This is a genomic window from Hymenobacter psychrotolerans DSM 18569 (genome assembly GCF_900142395.1).
GTDB classification, from domain to species: Bacteria; Bacteroidota; Bacteroidia; order Cytophagales; family Hymenobacteraceae; genus Hymenobacter; species Hymenobacter psychrotolerans.
Map to the genome: position 1 here is coordinate 26,227 of NZ_FRAS01000003.1, position 18,654 is coordinate 44,880.

Sequence of the window (18,654 nt, forward strand, 5' to 3'; positions counted from 1 at the left end):
CTTTAATGAGCCGGAGCGCTCAGGGCCGTCATGGAGTTGCGCGACTCCTGGAACATAGCCAGCTGTGCGGGGCGCATGATGGCCGTCAACTCGATTTCGTAGCGTACCTGGGCTACGGCCAGACGCTCGTCGAGGATAGCCGGGTCAGCAGCAAACCGAACCTTGAGGTCCTCCATTTCCGAGAACATGCGGATGTTGAGCTGCTTCACTTTCAGATACTGACCCTCGTCGAGGCGGGCTTTGGTAGCCTGGATGCGGGTAAGAGCGGTAGCCCGGGCCTGAGCGGTACCAGCACCGCCTGACTTGGCGTGAGCAGCAGAAACTACGGCCAGGGCCAAACCAGCGAGGAGAAGAACTTTCTTCATAACAGGGAAAGGTTGGAGAGTGAAAAATGAAAGTTGGAATTCAGCGAAGCCAGTGGGAGGGGGGTGAGCATCTTCCTTCCGGATAATCAAATGTAAATTATATAATTTAATAAAACAAATAAATTTTATAATTATTTTAATAATATATTTTTCTTATTCTCTTTATCACACTCTTTTTCAACCTGTTGCACTCTTCTAAAAAACCAGAAATTGGGCAAATAAAAACCCGGCAGCTTGCGCTGCCGGGTCTGGTATGAGGTGCTCCTCCCCTGCTATACCGCTACAAAATGCGCAACTCAATGCGCCGGTTTTGCTGCCGGTGGGCGTCGGTATCATTCGGCACGAGGGGCTTGTTTTCGCCGTAGCCTCTGAAGCGCAAGCGGGTAGCCGGCACCCTCTGGCTCACCAGATAGGTGTAGACCGATTTGGCCCGGTTCTGCGACAAGGCCAGATTGTCGTCATCGGAGCCGACATCATCGGTGTGGCCGCTGATTTCGACCTGCACATCCGGATACTGCTTCATGAAGCCAACCAACCGGTTTAGCTCAGTGCGCGACTTTGGCTTTAGCTCGTACTCCTTGGTATCGAAAAACAGGTTGTTGAGCACGATGCTCCGGCCGGAGCGCACAGGCTCCAGATAGATATCGAGCGTGAGCGGGTCGAAGGTCCGTTTGTCGCTGTAGTCGAAGCTCAGACTCTTCATCAGGTACTTGTCGGCGGCAGCGTACATGGCGTACTGGCGGCCTTCGTTCAGCACTATCGTATAGTCGCCGTTCTCCGAGTCAGATGTCACGGACTGCGTCAGTTCATCGGTGTTGAGGTCGTAGATCTGCACCTCGGCCTTGATGGGCTTTTTGGTTACGGCATCGAATACCCGCCCCTGCGTGTAGGTGCTGGTTTCGCGCGAACGAACCTGCTGGGGCACCTCGAATGTGAATAGCTCCACGGGCCGGTCCTGCTCTTTGCGTACGCCCGGCTCGGCGGCCCGGGAGCGGGAACAGAAGCCGCGGCGGTTATCGGAGGAGATGAAGAGCGAGGCCTCATTCTCGTGTGTATTAAGCGGATATCCCAGATTTTGCGGTTCCGTCCAGGCAGTAGCGCTCTGCATCTCGCAGCGGTACACATCGAGCCCGCCCATGCCTACCAAGCCATCCGTGACGTAGTAGAGCGTGGTGCCGCTGGCATGAATGAAGGGCGCCATGTCTTTGCCGGGGGTGTTGACGGGGCGGCCCAGGTTGCGGGCGGGCGTCCAGTTGCCGTTGGCATCGAGCGTTGTCACGTAGATGTCTTCCTGCCCCTGCCCGCCCCGCCGCGTAGACGTGAAGTACAGTGTGCGTCCATCGGCGGAAAGAGTCGGCTGCGAATCCCACTCTACCGAGTTAACGGCCCGGCCCAGGTTCTGGGGCTTGCTCCAGTTGTTGCCGGTCCGGCGCGAAATGTACAGGTCGCAGTTGCCCACCGAATTGGGCCGGTCGCAGGAAGCAAACACCAGCGTTTTGCCATCACCGGAAATCGTGCCGGCCCCTTCGTTGTACGGCGTGTTGATAAACGGCGAGATGGAAGCCGGGTCGCCGACGGTGCCGTCCTTGTTCATTTTCGACACGAACAGGTCCTCCCCGCTTTCTGAGCTGGGACGCCCGGTGAACAACAGGAAGCGGTTGTCAGCGGTGAGAGCCGGGAAGTACTGGAACCGGAAGGTGTTCAGCGGCGCGCTCATTCGCTCGGGCTGCACGCCGATGGGTGCGGCCATTGCCTTTAGGGCAAACTCACAGTTGAGCAGCTGGCGCTGCGCCCGAGGAGCAAAGCGCTGTGCTTTGGGTCCGCCGGATTTCAAGAGGCGCTTGTAGCTGTCGGTGGCCGTCTGGTATTCGCCAAAGCTCATGGCCAGCTCGCCGAGCGTGTAGTAGTCGGTGGCGCGGTTGGGGTCGGCAGGGAGTTTGGCCAGGCCGGCGCGGTATGCTTCAAACGCCGCCCGGTTTTCGCCCATTGCCTTCAGCAGAGAGCCGCGCAGCACGTGCGGCTCCCCCAGCGAAGGAAACTTCTGGTTAAGAACCGTCAGGGTTTCAATGGCCTTGTCGAAGTTGCGCTCTTTTGCCTGCGTCTGGGCTTTTTCCCATAAGCTGCGGGCTTTGGTGTTGGCCGTAGCCAGCGTGGTCTGAGCGGTTCCGCTCAGGGGCAGCAGCACACAGGCCAGCAGCGGTACAACAGACAGTAATCGGCGCATAGAGCGGAATCCTACGGAATATCAAGGAATTTGTGAGTCTGTAACGACACCTGCCACTTCGGATTGTTTTTCACATACTCAACAATCAGCGGCATCATCTGCGGGGCCTTGCTCCACTCGGGCTGCAGATACAAGCGGCACTCCGGCCCTACCTGCGCTGCATGCTCCTCGGCCCAGGCAAAATCCGACTTGTTGAATACCACAATCTTCAGCTCGTGGGCATGGCGCAGGGTTTCGGGCAGCGGTGCCTTAAACTTCTTGGGCGATACGCAGATCCAGTCCCACCCGCCAGTAAGCGGATAGGCCCCGGACGTTTCTATCCAGTTCTGGCAGCCGGCCGCGTGCAGCGCCTGCGTGAGGGGCCCGAGGTTGTACATGAGCGGCTCGCCGCCGGTAATTACCACATTGCGGCCGATATGAGCCGTGGCCAGTGCCACGAGGTCGGAAACAGCGACGCGGGGGTGCTTTTCGGCGTCCCAGGATTCCTTCACGTCGCACCATACGCAGCCTACGTCGCAGCCGCCCAGGCGAATGAAATAGGCAGCGCGGCCTGTGTTGTATCCCTCGCCCTGAATGGTGTAAAAGTGCTCCATCAGGGGCAGCGCGGGGGCCGGTACCTCAGCAGCAGCAGAGGCGGCCGACACAAGAGGAAGTGAGTGCAGCAAAACGGTATTAAAACAGGTAAAGCCGGGCTGATGGCAGGCACTGCAAATTCTCAGATTTGCAGCTTCTTATCCATCGGCCCGACTTTAAAATTAGTACAACGCCCCGAAATTCAAAAGCCTGAGGGGGTTTTTATTGGATTCTAGCGCGGATACACTTCGCCTTTTGCGGTCCGCAATGTGTTCAGCAGCAGCATGGCAATGGTCATGGGGCCTACCCCACCCGGCACCGGTGTGATGTACGATGCTTTCGGCGCTACTTCCTCGAAGCTTACGTCGCCTTTCAGCGCCCAGCCCGATTTCTTGGCCGGGTCGTCTACCCGGGTAGTGCCTACGTCAATCACCACAGCCCCAGGCTTCACCATGTCGGCCGTTACGAAGCCCGGCCGGCCCAGCGCCGCTACCAGAATGTCGGCCGTACGGGTAATGTCGGCCAGGTCCTGGGTACGGGAATGACATAAAGTAACCGTACAGTTGCCGGGCTCTAAGTTCTTAGCAAGCAGAATGCTAACCGGCGTACCCACAATGTTGCTGCGCCCGATAACCACGCAATGCTTCCCGTCAGTAGTCAGCTCATAGCGGCGCAGTAGCTCCACTATACCCGAGGGCGTGGCAGGCAGCAAGGCAGGCAGCCCGGCCACCATCCGGCCGATATTCATGGGGTGGAAACCGTCTACGTCTTTCTCCGGGCGCAGCGCTTCTATCACCTTATTGGTATCGATGTGGCGCGGCAGCGGGAGCTGCACAATGAAACCGTCGATGTTGTCGTCCTGGTTCAGCTCCGCCACTTTGGCCAGCAGTTCGGCCTCCGTAATGGTGTCTTCATAGCGCAGCATGGTGCTTTCAAATCCTACCCGCTCACAAGCCAGCACTTTGTTGCGCACGTATGTTTCCGAGCCCCCGTCGTGCCCCACCAGTATGGCCGCCAAATGAGGCACCTTCTGGCCGGCAGCTTTGCGCTCGGCTACTTCAGCAGCAATTTCCTCTTTAATGGCCTCGGCGGTTTGCTTGCCGTCGATGAGGCGGTAGGTAGTGGCGTCGGGGGCAGTGGTCATAAGGAGAATGGGTTTAGGCTTGGTCTGAGGTTTTCTTTGCGGCATGAGCAGCAATAGCGGCGGCACCCGCGGCCTGCAGGGCGGCTTCCATCGTGGGCCAGTCGTCGCGCCACCGGAACTTACGCTCCTGTCCTTTGATGATTTTTTCCAGCTGTTCGTGGCTCGTGCAGTTCTTGGTGAGGTTATCTGGCATTGGGTTGATGAATGATCATATCACGCCGTGTCAAGAAGTGTATGAGGTGAAAAAAGCAGGAATAGGGCAAAAAAAAACGCGGCTCTTTCGGAGCCGCGTTTCACGCATCAGTCGATTTTCAATACGGCCAGGAAGGCCTCTTGTGGTATCTCTACGGAGCCCACCTGACGCATCCGTTTTTTGCCTTCCTTCTGCTTTTCGAGCAGCTTGCGCTTGCGGCTGATGTCGCCGCCGTAGCACTTGGCAATTACGTTTTTGCGCAGGGCCTTTACGGTCTCGCGGGCAATGATTTTCTGACCGATGGAGGCCTGAATGGCAATTTCGAACTGCTGGCGGGGCAGCAGCTCCCGGAGCTTTTCGCAGAGGCGGCGGCCCCAGTCGTAGCTCTTGGAGCGGTGCACGATGGCCGACAAAGCGTCCACCTTCTCCCCGTTCAGCATCACGTCCAGCTTCACCATGTCCGACTCGCGGAAGCCGATCAGCTCGTAGTCCAGCGAAGCGTAGCCGCGGCTGATGGTTTTGAGCTTATCGAAGAAGTCGAACACGATTTCCGACAGCGGCAGCTCAAACGTCAGCTCCACCCGCTCACTGGTCAGGTAGCTCTGGCCCTTGATGATGCCGCGCTTGTCCATGCACAGCGTGATGATGGGCCCTACGTAGTCGGCCGCCGTGATAATCTGGGCCTTGATGTAGGGTTCTTCGATGTGCTTGATCAGGTTCGGCTCCGGCATTTCGCTCGGGGCGTTGATGGTCAGCAGTTGGTCTTTGGTGCCGGTAGCGTGGAACTGCACCGAGGGTACGGTGGTAATCACCGTCATGTTGAACTCCCGCTCCAGGCGTTCCTGCACAATTTCCATGTGCAGCATGCCCAGGAAACCGCAGCGGAAGCCGAAGCCCAGCGCCACCGACGTTTCGGGCTCCCACACCAAAGAGGCATCGTTCAACTGCAGCTTCTCCATGCAGGAGCGCAATTCCTCGTACTCAGTGGTATCAACGGGGTAGATACCGGCGAATACCATCGGCTTCACGTCCTCGAAACCCTGAATGGCTTCGGTAGTAGGCCGCGCCACGTGCGTGATAGTGTCGCCTACTTTCACTTCGCGCGCTTCCTTGATACCGGAAATAAGGTAGCCTACGTTGCCGGCCCCGATTTCGGGGCGCGGCTCCTGGTTGAGGCCCAGAATACCGATTTCGTCGGCGCCGTACTCCTTGCCCGTGGCCATAAAGCGCAGCTTGTCGCCTTTGCGCATGGTGCCGTTCTTGATGCGGAACAGCACTTCGATACCGCGGTAAGAGTTGAATACGGAGTCGAAGATGAGGGCCTGCAGCGGGGCTTCCGGGTCGCCCTGGGGCGCGGGAATCCGCTCACAGATGGCATTCAGAATGGCTTCAATACCGATACCTGATTTGCCGGAAGCCGGAATGATTTCGTCCCGTTCGCAGCCAATAAGGTCCACAATTTCGTCCGAAACCTCCTCCGGCATGGAGTGGGGCAGGTCAATTTTGTTGAGTACCGGAATGATGGTCAGGTCGGAGCCGATGGCCAGGTAGAGGTTGGAAATCGTCTGGGCTTCAATTCCCTGCGACGAGTCCACAATCAGCAGCGCGCCTTCGCAGGCGGCAATGGAGCGGGATACCTCGTAGCTGAAATCGACGTGGCCGGGCGTATCAATCAGGTTGAGCGTGTACTGCTCGCCCTTGTACTGATACTGCATCTGGATGGCGTGGCTCTTGATGGTGATGCCCCGCTCCCGCTCCAGGTCCATGTTGTCGAGCAGCTGGGCTTGCATGTCGCGCTTGGCCACGGTGCTGGTAAATTCCAGCAGGCGGTCGGCCAAGGTGCTCTTGCCGTGGTCGATGTGAGCAATGATGCAGAAATTGCGGATGTTCTTCACTAGAGGCGGTTTTTTCCGAGGGCGAAGGTACGAAACGAGGGCCGGAAAAGCTAACGAAGCCCGGCAGCACCTGCCAATGGAATGCCCGTTCCCGCCGCATCTCCAGCGCCCTCTCCCCCGCTGCTGCCGGGCCGCGCGTACCTGCTGCGCGACACAGAGCAGGCCCTGTTGGCTAAGCGCGTTGGCACTGAGTGAGAAGCACCCACACTATCGTCGCAAATACGGCATGTATTGTCGCAACTGTGCAGCTAGGGTTGGCTGCGAAGCGGTGTTTTGCGTTGTTGAGAGTATCCTTTTGTGCTTTCTAACCCCCAACCCTACCATGAGCATCACCCTCGAACAAGCCCAGGCTGCCGTGCAGGCCGCGCAGCAGAAGTCCATTGAAATGGGCGTGAAAATGAACATTGCCGTGGTAGACGCCGGGGCAAACCTTACGGCGTTTATACGCATGGATGACGCCTGGCTGGGCTCTTTGGACATTTCCATCAAGAAGGCTAAAACGGCGCGCTTCTTCGACATGCCGACCGGCGCTATCGGGGGCCTCTCGCAGCCGGGCGGCTCGCTCTACAACATCGAGCATTCCAATGGCGGGCTCATCACGTTTCCGGGCGGCATCCCGATTAAAGATGCGCAGGGCCGGATCATCGGGGCCATCGGCGTGTCGGGCAGCACTGTGGAAGACGACCATACCGTGGCCGAAGCCGGCGTGCAGGCCCTGGCCGGCCGGTAGCCAGCCGGAGCCCGGCTTCTACTCATTGTATTCACCCATAACCCTCAAAATAGTATGGCTAGCAACAGAGGCGTAGTGTACCTGGGCCCCGGCAAGGTGGAGGTGCAAAGCATCGACTTTCCGGAGCTGAAAAACCCCAAGGGCAAGAAAATAACCCACGGTGTAATTCTGAAGGTGGTTTCCACCAACATCTGCGGCTCCGACCAGCACATGGTGCGCGGCCGGACCACGGCGCCGGCCGGCCTGGTGCTGGGCCACGAGATAACCGGGGAAGTCATTGACACCGGGGCCGACGTGGAGTTTCTCAAAAAAGGTGACCTGGTATCGGTGCCGTTTAACGTTGCCTGCGGGCGGTGCCGCACCTGCAAGGAGATGAAAACCGGCATTTGCCTGACCGTGAACGAAGGCCGCGCTGGCGGGGCCTATGGCTACGTGGACATGGGAGGCTGGGTCGGCGGCCAGGCGGAGTATGTGATGGTGCCCTACGCCGATTTCAACCTGCTCAAGTTCCCGAACAAAGACCAGGCGATGGAGAAAATCCGGGACCTGACGATGCTGAGCGACATTTTCCCGACGGGCTTTCATGGGGCCGTGAAGGCTGGCGTGGGCCCCGGCACTACGGTGTACGTGGCCGGAGCCGGCCCCGTAGGCCTGGCAGCGGCAGCCTCGGCGCTGCTGCTGGGCGCGGCCGTGGTGATTGTGGGGGACATGAACAAAGCCCGGCTGGCGCACGCCCGCTCGTTCGGCTGCGAAACCGTGGATTTGAACGAAGACGCTACCCTGTCTGACCAGATTGCCAACATCCTGGGGGTACCCGAAATCGACTGCGCCATCGACTGCGTGGGCTTTGAGGCCAGCGGACACGGCACGCAGGCCAAAACCGAAGTACCCGCCGCGGTGCTCAACTCGCTGATGGAAATCACGCGGGCGGGGGGCTCCATTGGCATTCCGGGCCTGTACGTGACCGATGACCCCGGCGCCAAAGAAAAAGCGGCCAAAACCGGCAATCTGTCTATTCGCTTTGGGTTGGGCTGGGCCAAAAGCCACTCCTTCCATACCGGCCAGACGCCCGTGATGAGCTACAACCGCCAGCTGATGCAGGCCATTCTGTACGATAAGGTGCAGATTGCCAAAGCTGTCAACGTCGAGATTATCACCCTCGACCAGGCCCCGGAAGGCTACGCTGAGTTTGACAGTGGGGTGGCCAAGAAGTTCGTCATCAATCCGCACAACCTGATTCCGGCCTAGCAACGCCGCGAATTTCGGGAACCCACCGCCGGACCGCCCACGGGTAGTCCGGCGGTGGCGTGTTCGGGGGGTGGTGCCGGGCTGGGGGTTGTGCTTGCCAATCACTACTTTCGGCCATCCCAGCTTGCATCTATGGAATCAAACTCTACCCGCGCCTCCCTCCTCTTCTCCTCAGAATCTGGCAAAGCCTCCGTTGTGGCCGTGAATGCTACGGCTCTTTACCTGCTGGCGTATCTGCTTGTGCAGGCCGTTTTTCAGGTATCTACGCTGAGCGTGGCCGCGCAGCTCGGGATTCGGGGCACGTGGCAGCTGGGCCGTCTGCAGTTCCGCATGGCCGACTCGGAATGGTGGCAGGCGGCGGTGCTGGCCGTATACGGCGCCGGGCCGGTGGTCTGCCTGGGGCTGGGTATCGGGGCACTGTGGCTGTTCTGGAAATGGGCCCGCCTACGCCGGGGCCTGCTGAAGCTGTTTCTGTTTTGGGTGATGCTGCATGCCTGCAACCTCTCCCTGGGCGCGCTGGCCGCCGACACGCTCACGCAAACCGGCACCTGGTACGTGCCCAGCTGGCTGTTCAGGGCCGGCAATGCCCTGAACGTGGTGGTGGCGCTGCTGGCCGCTATGCTGCAGATGGTGCTGGGCTACCTGGCCGCCATGCTATTTCTACAGAGCCACGACTCCATCACGATGATGCAGTACCACAACCGGCGGCAGCTGCTGGTGTCGGCGGTGCTGGTGCCGTGGCTGGCGGGCAGCGCGCTACTGCTGCTGCTGCACTGGCCTACCCAAACCCTTACCGAGCAGTTGCGCTATGTGGCCATGCTGCTCTTGCTGGGGCCGCTCTACATGGCCTGCATCAACGAGTCGTTTGAGCATACCATCGAAAGTCCCAGCCGCACACGCCTGGCTACTGGCCTGCTGCTGCTAGTGGGCGGGGCCTTGCTGGTCTGGCGGCTGGGGCTGGCCGGCGGTGTTTCCTTCGGGTAGCCTCGCCTGGCTTTTCACTGGCCGCCGCCTGAGCCTTACCTTCGGATTTGCGGCCGGCACGTAGGTTAGCACTTCGGCCGCTAAGCAGCTTAAAGCACTGGTGGCTTTCCGGCGCCATACCTGCTACTCCACGCCCATGCAGCTCACCAAAACGCCACTGGCCCCGCTCAAATTCGTGCTTCCCTCCACCGTGTTTGTGGTGGCAGTACTGGCGGGCTCCTCCCCTGTCACAGCCGCCTGCCTGGCTGTTCCCGGCCTTGTGGTGGCCAGAATGGTGTACTCAGGTATCGAACTACACCCGACCCGCAGAGCCTACCGCACATATTATAGTCTGCTGGGCTACGCTGTCGGGCGCTGGAAACCTCTTCCTGCCATTGTAGGCCTCACAATCAAACCCTTTTCTTACGCCAACAACCCCTCACCCTCCGACACCAGCTGGGGAATGTGGAACGACAGTCGCCCGCCAACAAGGGAAATTGTCACGCTGCTGTCGGTGGCCGGCTCCCGGACAGGTGTGGTGCTGAAAACCTTCCCGGCACAGGAGGCGCAAAAAGCAGCAGCATTTGCCCAAAATATGGCTTCCCAACTCGATGTGCCGCTCAATAGCTATCTGTAGAGTCAGCGCCTATCGGGCCGGAAAGCATTACCGGCTGTTCTGCCTTGCGCCGACCTAAATATCCCTCGGCTCGCCCGCCGGGGCTTTTTTCGTACCTTCGCTACCCCAAATCCCACCAAATTTCCGCGCTATGTCAGTAGCTCCTGCAGCTCCCTATAAGCCCCAGAACCATATCCGCATCGTGACGGCGGCCGCCCTGTTTGACGGGCACGACGCCGCCATCAATATCATGCGCCGCATCATCCAGAGCAGCGGCGCCGAAGTTATTCACCTGGGCCACAACCGCTCGGTGCAGGAAATCGTGGACTGCGCTATTCAGGAAGATGCCCAGGCCATTGCCATTACCTCCTACCAGGGCGGCCACAACGAGTACTTCAAGTACATGTTTGACCTGCTGAAGGAGCGCGGCGCCGGCCACGTGAAAATTTTCGGCGGCGGCGGCGGCGTCATTCTGCCCACCGAAATCGAAGACCTGGAAGCCTACGGCATCACCCGCATCTACTCCCCCGACCACGGCCGCGCCATGGGCCTGCAGGGCATGATCAACGACCTGCTCCAGAAGTCAGACTTCCCCACCGGCCAGAACCTGAATGGGGAGGCTGGTCACGTAAAGGAGAAAGACGCCCGCAGCATCGGCCGCCTGATTTCCGCCGCTGAGAACTTCCCCGAGGAGTTTGAGCGCGTAAAAGGCCAACTAATTGCTAGCTTCCAGCAAGCTGAGTTTGGCTCTGACCAGCGTATAAATGCTGCTTCCTCGGAACCCAAGAAAGCGCCTATTCTGGGTATCACGGGCACGGGCGGTGCGGGTAAGTCGTCATTGGTAGATGAGCTGGTGCGCCGTTTTCTGCTCGATTTTCCGGAGAAGACCATTGCCATCATTTCCGTAGACCCCAGCAAGCGCAAAACCGGCGGTGCCCTGCTCGGCGACCGAATCCGGATGAACGCCATCAACTCGCCGCGGGTGTACATGCGCAGCCTGGCCACGCGCCAGAGCAACCTGGCCCTGAGCAAGTACGTGCAGGACGCCGTGGACGTGGTGCGCGCCGCCGACTTCGACCTGATCATCCTCGAAACCTCGGGTATCGGCCAGTCAGACACCGAAATCATTGAGCACTCCGACGCCAGCCTCTATGTAATGACGCCCGAGTACGGCGCGGCCACCCAGCTGGAGAAAATCGACATGCTCGATTTCGCCGACGTCATTGCCCTCAACAAGTTCGACAAGCGCGGCGCCCTGGACGCCCTGCGCGACGTGCGCAAGCAGTACCAGCGCAACCACCAGCTCTGGGACAAGCCCCTGGACGAGATGCCCGTGTTCGGTACCATCGCCTCGCAGTTCAACGACCCCGGCATGAACCGCCTGTACCGGACCGTACTGGCCACCGTAGAAGCCAAGACGGGCGCGGCCTTTGCCTCCCACCTCGAAACCTCCGCCGAGCAGTCGGAGAAAGTGTATATCATTCCGCCGCACCGCACGCGTTACCTTTCTGAAATAGCCGAAACCAACCGCCAGTATGACCAGTGGGTTCAAAAACAAGCTGACACTGCTCAGCAGCTCTATGGAATCAAGCAAGCCATCGGAGCCGTCGAAAGCCTCGGAAACGCCGCTGGCGAACCTGGCAGCGGGCACGGCAGCCACGCACCCGGAGCAGGAAGCCTCGTGGCCGGCCTGGAGAGCACCTTCCAGGAAATCAAGCTCCGTCTGGACGGGCAAAATTGGAAGCTCCTGGAGACCTGGCCGCAGAAGGTAGCCGCCTACAAAGCCCCCGAGTTCATCTTTAAGGTGCGCGACAAGGAAATCCGCATCCAGACGCACACCACCAGCCTCAGCAATCAGCAGATTCCGAAGGTGAGCCTCCCCCGCTACACCGCGTGGGGCGACCTGCTGCGCTGGCAGCTGCAGGAAAACGTACCCGGCGAATTCCCTTATACCGCCGGCGTATTCCCCTTCAAGCGCGAAGGCGAAGACCCTACCCGTATGTTTGCCGGTGAAGGTGGCCCCGAGCGTACCAACCGCCGCTTCCACTACGTATCGGCGGGCCTGCCGGCCAAGCGCCTGAGCACAGCTTTCGACTCCGTAACGCTCTACGGCGAAGACCCCGACCTGCGGCCCGACATCTACGGCAAAATCGGCAACGCCGGCGTAAGCATTGCCTGCCTCGACGACGCCAAGAAGCTCTACTCGGGCTTCAACCTGGCCAACCCCACCACGTCGGTATCGATGACCATTAACGGTCCGGCGGCTACGCTGGCGGCCTTCTTCATGAACGCGGCCATCGACCAACAGTGCGAGCTGTACATTAAAGAGCAGGGCCTCGAAGCGGAGGTTGACGCCAAGATCAACCAAATCTACCAGGAGAAAGGGCTGGCGCGCCCCTGCTACCAGGGCGAGCTGCCCGCCGGCAACGATGGCCTGGGCCTCATGCTGCTCGGCGTAACCGGCGACCAGGTGCTGCCCGCCGACGTGTACGCCACCATCAAGGCGCGCACGCTCAGCCAGGTGCGCGGCACCGTGCAGGCCGACATCCTCAAGGAAGACCAGGCCCAGAACACCTGCATCTTCTCCACGGAGTTTGCCCTGCGCCTCATGGGCGACGTGCAGGAGTACTTCATCAAGGAGAAGGTTCGCAACTTCTACTCGGTGTCGATTTCCGGCTACCACATTGCCGAGGCCGGGGCCAACCCCATTACCCAGCTGGCCCTCACCCTCAGCAACGGCTTCACCTTCGTGGAGTACTACGTGAGCCGGGGCATGGACGTGAACGACTTCGCCCCCAACCTCTCGTTCTTCTTCTCCAACGGCATCGACCCGGAGTACGCCGTGATAGGCCGCGTGGCGCGCCGCATCTGGGCCAAGGCCATGAAGCTGAAGTACGGCGCCAATGCCCGCTCGCAGATGTTGAAGTACCACATCCAGACCAGCGGCCGGAGCCTACACGCCCAGGAAATCGACTTCAACGATATCCGCACCACGTTGCAGGCCCTCTACGCCATCTACGACAACTGCAACTCCCTGCACACCAACGCCTACGATGAGGCCATTACCACGCCCACCGAGGAATCGGTGCGCCGGGCCATGGCCATCCAGCTCATCATCAACCGGGAGCTAGGCCTGGCCAAAAACGAAAACCCGCTGCAGGGCTCCTTCATCATTGAGGAGCTGACCGACCTGGTAGAGGAAGCCGTACTCACCGAATTCGACCGCATCACCGAGCGGGGCGGCGTGCTGGGCGCCATGGAAACCATGTACCAGCGCGGCAAAATTCAGGAGGAAAGCATGCACTACGAGATGCTCAAGCACACGGGCGAGTATCCCATCATCGGCGTGAACACCTTCCTTTCCTCGAAAGGCTCGCCTACTATCGTTCCCGCCGAGGTTATCCGCGCCACGGAAGAGGAAAAGCAGTATCAAATCACGATGCTTCAGAACCTGCACGCCCGCAACGAAGGCACCGCCGAGCAACGCCTGAAGCAGCTGCAACAAGTAGCCATTGCCAACGGCAACCTCTTCGAGGAACTCATGGAAACCGTGAAGTTCTGCTCCCTCGGGCAGATTACGAATGCCCTGTTTGAGGTGGGCGGGCAGTACCGCCGGAATATGTAACTTAAGCCGTTTACCTCACTGAGCCGCATAATGACATATTGCAGCTAAACATCACTTCCTTAATTTTTCTTTTATGATCAAAATAAAAAAAGTTGAAATCAACAATTACAAGTCTTGCATAAAAACAAAATTTGATATTAACACTAATCTAACAACACTCATTGGAGCCAATAGTGTAGGCAAAACAAATATCTTGAATAGCCTGCAATTATTGAAGAAAAATAATAGAAATAGATATTTTCACAGAAAAGAACTGGCCGACTCTCAATCTCATACAAAATTAACCCTGCAGCTTGAAATAGATGGTGAAATGTATAATTTACAATCAGACATATATTATGAAACAAACGAGAATAATACTGAAGATATTTATTCTTCAGAAATAAAGATTAAAAATATTTCTACTGCAGGCAATAAATGGCTCGGCATTGACGACGAACTATACGAACTCGTTGATTATGCAAATAAAACAAACAAAAATCTCTCAAAACTGGAGATTGAACATTTTTTACCTCGAAGATCCGACAATAATATAAATAATATTTTTGCCATTAAACTAATTCAATACCTCACTAAAATAAGTTATTATAGCGCAACTCAGTTTTCTGATCCTACTAAGTGCCCTATATCACTTGAGTTGGAAGATTCAAAATTAATAAGACCATATCGCAAAAATGGAGTACATGATCTTTTTATTTATGATCTTTATAAATCATTTAAAACCAACAAGAAAGCTTTTCTAAGATATTTGAATACTATCAACAAAAATGGCATCGGATTAATAGACGACATAACCTTCCTAGACTATTCTGTTCCTAGCAGTTCTTATAAAGTAAGAACTGGTGGACAGATGCAAAAAATAGAAAAAACTAAAAATATTGTAGTTCCCTCAATAACAGTAGACAATTTAAGCTTATCTCCAAACCAATTATCTGAGGGAACTTTCAAAACATTAGCCCTTATATTTTATATCATGAATGATGACAGCGACTTACTTCTGATAGAAGAGCCCGAAGTTTGCGTGCATCACGGCTTATTGAGCAGCGTGATTGAATTAATAAAAATACAGTCGAAAAATAAGCAAATATTTGTCAGCACTCATTCTGATTATATATTAGATAAGTTACTTCCTGAAAATATCGTACTTGTAAAAAAAACAAGAGAAACTGGAACAACTGCAGAGACATTAACAAAATCATTGTCAAAAAACGATTTCAAGGCACTTAAAGAATATCTGGAAGAATCAGGAAATTTGGGTGAATATTGGAAAGAAGGAGGTTTTGAAAATGAGTAAGATTAAGTGCATAGGAATCATCGCTGAAGACGACAGTGATTTTGAATGTTCTAAAATAATAATCAAAAGAATAATCAATAAAAACATCCCTTTTAAGAAAGCTATAGGAAATGGTTGTGGAAAAATGAAACGAAAAGCAGCAGCATATGCTGTTGACCTAAAAAAAAGAGGCTGCGATATGTTAATCCTTATACACGACCTAGATAGAAATAATTTAACCGATCTGCGCATCGAATTAGAAAAAAAGCTAGAAAAAAGCCCCATTTGCACTCAACTAATTTGCATTCCAATTGAAGAAATTGAAGGATGGTTCCTTAGCGACCCTGACGGAATTGCAGAAATTTTTAATCTAAAAACAAAACCCAAAATCAAGGGAAGTCCTGAAAGCGTTACTTCACCGAAAGAAACATTAGAAAAAATGGTCCGATTGCAGTCTGAAAACAATACGATATACTTAAACACTAAGCATAATAAGGTACTTGCAGAAAAACTATCTATAGACCTTATGAAGAGCAAATGTCAATCCTTTGAGCAGCTTCATAAATTTGTGGCAGGCCAGAAATATTAGTTTATCCCCGAACTGGCGCGAGTTCAGGCGTAGCCATAACTCGTGATCTGCCTTGAGTTGGAGGTTGTACTGCTACCTCACCAGCGGCAAATCCAGAACCGCGTCGCCTAGAGCAATCCAAGTGGCGCGGCTTATTTGTATCGTACCAGCACCCCCAAAACGCAAACCGGCCCACTCACACGAGCGGGCCGGTTCTCATTTCACCCAACCCCTACACTGCTGCACCACCTCTCCCGCCCGTCGTTACCAGCTTGCGGGCCTGGGTGTAGCCGTTGTACAGGCTCCGGTCCAGCAGCTTGAAGGCTTTCATATCGGCGTCCAGCTGGCGCACCTCGTCCATCAGGGCATCCACCAGCTCTTCCAGCGCGGCCCCGGCCACCACCCGCTCGTTGATGGTTTTGCGCGTGGCGGGCTGGGCCGTTTTGAAGGCAGCCAGCGCGTCGCGCAGCGGCTGCAGGGCTTTGGCCGTGAGGCCCTGCTTGGCCAGCTCCGGCACCACCTCGGGGCGGGCGGCACTGGCCAGCACCGCCTCTACTACCGCCGCGAAGGCCAGGGGCCGCAGCTTCCGCAGCTGCTTGCCGCTGAGCGTGGCCGAAGCCAGCAGGTCGTTGTCCTGGAGGCGGGTGGCAATGCGGCTCAGCGGGCCCAGCAGGGCCGGCAGCAGCTCCAGCAGCGTCTTTTTGGCCGTCTTGGCGTCCTCCGTCAGGTTTTTGGTGCGCCGCGCCGTGCCCGCCCGGGCGCCGTCTACCTGGGCATAGTGCGCCGTCACCTCGTCGGCCTGCTCGGCGGCGGCTTCACTGACCGCCAGCGCGTCTTTGTTTTCCGTCAGATACTCCACCACCTGCCCACACATCACTAACTGGTCTTCTCTGTCCTTATCCATACAACTAGTATACATAGCAGAACCGCTCCGCCCGGCGTGATAAGCCCCTGCTTACCGCATCCAAAATATCCGAATTACCCAACAATACCAACCCATCCCGCATACCCTCCGACCAACACAAAACACCCTCCGACTAAAGCAAAACACCTCCCCACCAACACGAAACACGTCCCGACTAACACAAAACACCATCCGACCGAGATGAAACACTCTCCGTCTGATTGAAAACACCTTCCGAGCAAAGCAAAACACCTCCCGACCAGCCTGAAACACCTCCCAGGAAATCAAAAACACCTTCCGACTACCCAAAAACACCTCCCGTCCAAAGCAAAACACCCGCCGGGGAGTGTGCCAATCCCCCCTCGCAACCACGTCTGGCTCCCCCTCTCCCTTAGGTGAGGGGGCCGGAGGGGTAAGGCAGCCGAAGCCCGGCAATTGCCTAGCTTTGCCCCATGCGCACGGCTTTCACAAAGTTGGGAAATATTCTGCTGGCAGTTCTGGCGGTGCTAACCGCCTGCTCCTCGCCCGACCAGCAAACCAGCGTACCCACCCAGGACCCCGAAACCGGTGAGGAGTACACCCGCCGCCGCGTGGTCGTGGCCGACTCCCTGATCCGCGGCCGCATCCTCGACCGCAACGACTCGGTGCTGGTAGATACCCGCGCCTACTTCGTGCTGAAGCTCCCGCGCCGCCCTCCGCTCGATACGCTTGCCCTGGGCCAGCTGCTGGGCTGGGACTCCACCACCGTCCGGCGGCGCATTGCGGAGGCGCTGCCCTACCCCGGCGCGCGGCCGGCCTCCGGGGTGCAGCTCCGCCTTACGGCCAAAGAGCTGCAGCGCGTGCGCCGCGACAGTGCCGCCTGGCCCACGCTCACGCTGGGGCGGCGGCAGCAGCGCGCATACACCAGCACAGCGGGCGCCGCCGTGCTGGGCTACCGAAGCACCGAGGCCCAGGCCTTCTTCAACCAGGCCAAGCGCTACCGGCGCGGCCGGTTTTACCGCCTGCGCAACGGCGGCGTAGAAACCTACTACAACGGCCTGCTCACCGGCCGCCACGGCTACCTGCACCCGCTGCTTGATGCCAAAGGCCGGCAGCATGGCACCTGGGCCCAGGACACCACCTTCCAACAGGGCCAGGACCTGCACCTCACCCTCGATGTGAAGCTGCAGGCCTACGCCGAGAAGCTGATGGGCAACCGCAAAGGCTACCTCGTGGCCCTCGACCCGCGCACCGGCGAAATCCTGGCCTACGTGTCGGGGCCGGTGTACGACGCGGCCACCATCACGGCTCCCGACCGGGCCGGGGTGCGCGCCGAGCTGCTGGAGCACGAGAACATGCCGCTGCTGAACCGGCCCGCCATGCTGGCCAACCCGCCCGGCTCGGTGTTTAAGCTGGTGAATGCCGCCGTGGCCCTGCAGCTGGGCGCCATCACGCCCACCACCGCCTTCCGCTGCGACCAGTCGCTGATCAGCTGCGTGCATCACCACCCCACCGCCAAATCCCTGACCACCGGCCTCAAGTACAGCTGCAACCCCTATTTCTACCAGGTGATGCAGAACCTCATCAGCCGCGTGCCCGACAGCCTGGTGCAGGATACGGTGGGCGCCCGCCACGCCAACCTGGCCGAGTGGCGGCGCTACGTACGCTCCTTCGGGCTCGATTCGGTGCTGGGCGTGGATCTGCCGCGCGAAGCTCCCGGTTTCCTGCCCACCCCCGCCTACTACGACAAGGCCCGCCGCACCCGCAACTGGACCTACCGCTCCATCTACTCGCTTAGCGTGGGGCAGGGCGAAATCAACCTGACGGGCCTGCAGATGGCCAACATGGCCGCCATCATTGCCAACCGTGGCTGGTACTACGCGCCCCACCTGGTGCGCGGCATCGGCCAGGGCGGGCCGTTACACCGCTTCACCGAGAAGCGCCGCACCCTCATCGACAGCGCCCACTTCGCGGCCCTGATACCCGGCATGGTGGCCGTGATGCAGCGCGGCGGCACCGCCGACGCCTCCAGCCTCGCCGATGTGGGCATTACGGTGGCGGGCAAAACCGGCACGGTGCAAAACGATGAGGGCGACGACCACGCCGCCTTCGTCGGCTTTGCCCCGGCCGACAACCCCAAGATAGCCGTGGCCGTGTACCTCGAAAACGGCGGTTTCGGGGCCACGGCCGCCGCACCCTGCGCCGTGATGGTGATGGAAAAGCACTTGCGCGGCTACATCGCGCCCAAGCGCAAGCGCTGGGAGAAGCGTATCCAAAACCGGGCGAAGAGTGGGTATTAGGAAGCTGGCACAGGTGGGGTAGCAATAGGTATACGGCCTGCCTGAAGCGCTGCG

The 18,654-nt window shown here is 57.8% G+C and carries 15 protein-coding genes; 8 read left to right on the top strand and 7 right to left on the bottom strand.

The window, feature by feature from the left end; all coding sequences use genetic code 11:
• Positions 1 to 2: 2 nt before the first annotated feature.
• The 6 genes from BUE15_RS04510 to lepA all read right to left on the bottom strand — a co-directional run bounded on the left by BUE15_RS04510 (position 3) and on the right by lepA (position 6,394).
• The gene (locus tag BUE15_RS04510) at positions 3 to 365 is read right to left on the bottom strand and encodes a hypothetical protein (RefSeq protein WP_139252129.1); all 363 of its coding nucleotides are present in this window, start codon (positions 363 to 365) and stop codon (positions 3 to 5) included.
• A gap of 280 nt (positions 366 to 645) precedes the next feature.
• Positions 646 to 2,589 (bottom strand): OmpA family protein, encoded by a 1,944-nt coding sequence (locus BUE15_RS04515; RefSeq protein ID WP_073281563.1) that lies wholly within the window; start codon positions 2,587 to 2,589, stop codon positions 646 to 648.
• 11 nt (positions 2,590 to 2,600) lie between these two features.
• Positions 2,601 to 3,182: a 7-carboxy-7-deazaguanine synthase QueE gene (locus tag BUE15_RS04520; RefSeq protein WP_084548844.1), complete on the bottom strand. Its 582-nt coding sequence runs from the start codon at positions 3,180 to 3,182 to the stop codon at positions 2,601 to 2,603.
• Positions 3,183 to 3,394: 212 nt separating this feature from the next.
• Positions 3,395 to 4,306 (bottom strand): bifunctional 5,10-methylenetetrahydrofolate dehydrogenase/5,10-methenyltetrahydrofolate cyclohydrolase, encoded by a 912-nt coding sequence (locus BUE15_RS04525; RefSeq protein WP_073281565.1) that lies wholly within the window; start codon positions 4,304 to 4,306, stop codon positions 3,395 to 3,397.
• A 13-nt stretch (positions 4,307 to 4,319) separates the two neighbouring features.
• A complete protein-coding gene (locus tag BUE15_RS04530; RefSeq protein WP_073281567.1) occupies positions 4,320 to 4,499 on the bottom strand; it encodes a hypothetical protein in 180 nt (59 codons plus the stop codon).
• 107 nt (positions 4,500 to 4,606) lie between these two features.
• Complete coding sequence (gene lepA / locus BUE15_RS04535) at positions 4,607 to 6,394, bottom strand: translation elongation factor 4 (RefSeq protein ID WP_073281569.1); 1,788 nt, start codon at positions 6,392 to 6,394, stop codon at positions 4,607 to 4,609.
• A 322-nt stretch (positions 6,395 to 6,716) separates the two neighbouring features.
• On the opposite strand from lepA, the gene BUE15_RS04540 reads away from it, so the two are divergent.
• The 7 genes from BUE15_RS04540 (at position 6,717) to BUE15_RS04570 (ending at position 15,438) form a co-directional block, all read left to right on the top strand.
• A complete protein-coding gene (locus tag BUE15_RS04540; protein ID WP_073281572.1) occupies positions 6,717 to 7,124 on the top strand; it encodes a GlcG/HbpS family heme-binding protein in 408 nt (135 codons plus the stop codon).
• Positions 7,125 to 7,178: 54 nt separating this feature from the next.
• Positions 7,179 to 8,372 (top strand): formaldehyde dehydrogenase, glutathione-independent, encoded by a 1,194-nt coding sequence (fdhA, locus tag BUE15_RS04545; RefSeq protein ID WP_073281574.1) that lies wholly within the window; start codon positions 7,179 to 7,181, stop codon positions 8,370 to 8,372.
• Positions 8,373 to 8,504: 132 nt separating this feature from the next.
• Complete coding sequence (locus BUE15_RS04550) at positions 8,505 to 9,356, top strand: hypothetical protein (RefSeq protein WP_139252130.1); 852 nt, start codon at positions 8,505 to 8,507, stop codon at positions 9,354 to 9,356.
• A 136-nt stretch (positions 9,357 to 9,492) separates the two neighbouring features.
• Positions 9,493 to 9,972: a hypothetical protein gene (locus BUE15_RS04555; RefSeq protein WP_073281579.1), complete on the top strand. Its 480-nt coding sequence runs from the start codon at positions 9,493 to 9,495 to the stop codon at positions 9,970 to 9,972.
• A 130-nt stretch (positions 9,973 to 10,102) separates the two neighbouring features.
• Positions 10,103 to 13,576 carry a methylmalonyl-CoA mutase family protein gene (locus BUE15_RS04560; protein ID WP_073281582.1) on the top strand — a complete coding sequence of 1,158 codons (3,474 nt, stop codon included), beginning with the start codon at positions 10,103 to 10,105 and terminating at the stop codon, positions 13,574 to 13,576.
• A gap of 73 nt (positions 13,577 to 13,649) precedes the next feature.
• Positions 13,650 to 14,870 carry an AAA family ATPase gene (locus tag BUE15_RS04565; RefSeq protein ID WP_073281584.1) on the top strand — a complete coding sequence of 407 codons (1,221 nt, stop codon included), beginning with the start codon at positions 13,650 to 13,652 and terminating at the stop codon, positions 14,868 to 14,870.
• Positions 14,863 to 15,438, top strand: coding sequence for a DUF4276 family protein (locus BUE15_RS04570; protein WP_073281586.1), 576 nt, complete (start codon positions 14,863 to 14,865; stop codon positions 15,436 to 15,438). Before BUE15_RS04565 ends, BUE15_RS04570 begins: the two co-directional genes overlap by 8 nt.
• 211 nt (positions 15,439 to 15,649) lie before the next feature.
• On the opposite strand, the gene BUE15_RS04575 is transcribed toward BUE15_RS04570, so the two are convergent.
• Complete coding sequence (locus BUE15_RS04575) at positions 15,650 to 16,321, bottom strand: hypothetical protein (protein WP_073281588.1); 672 nt, start codon at positions 16,319 to 16,321, stop codon at positions 15,650 to 15,652.
• Between the two features lie 452 nt (positions 16,322 to 16,773).
• Between BUE15_RS04575 and BUE15_RS04580 the strand changes: the two genes are divergently transcribed.
• Positions 16,774 to 18,600, top strand: a complete 1,827-nt coding sequence (locus BUE15_RS04580) for a peptidoglycan D,D-transpeptidase FtsI family protein (protein WP_073281590.1) — start codon at positions 16,774 to 16,776, stop codon at positions 18,598 to 18,600.
• Positions 18,601 to 18,654 lie beyond the last annotated feature (54 nt).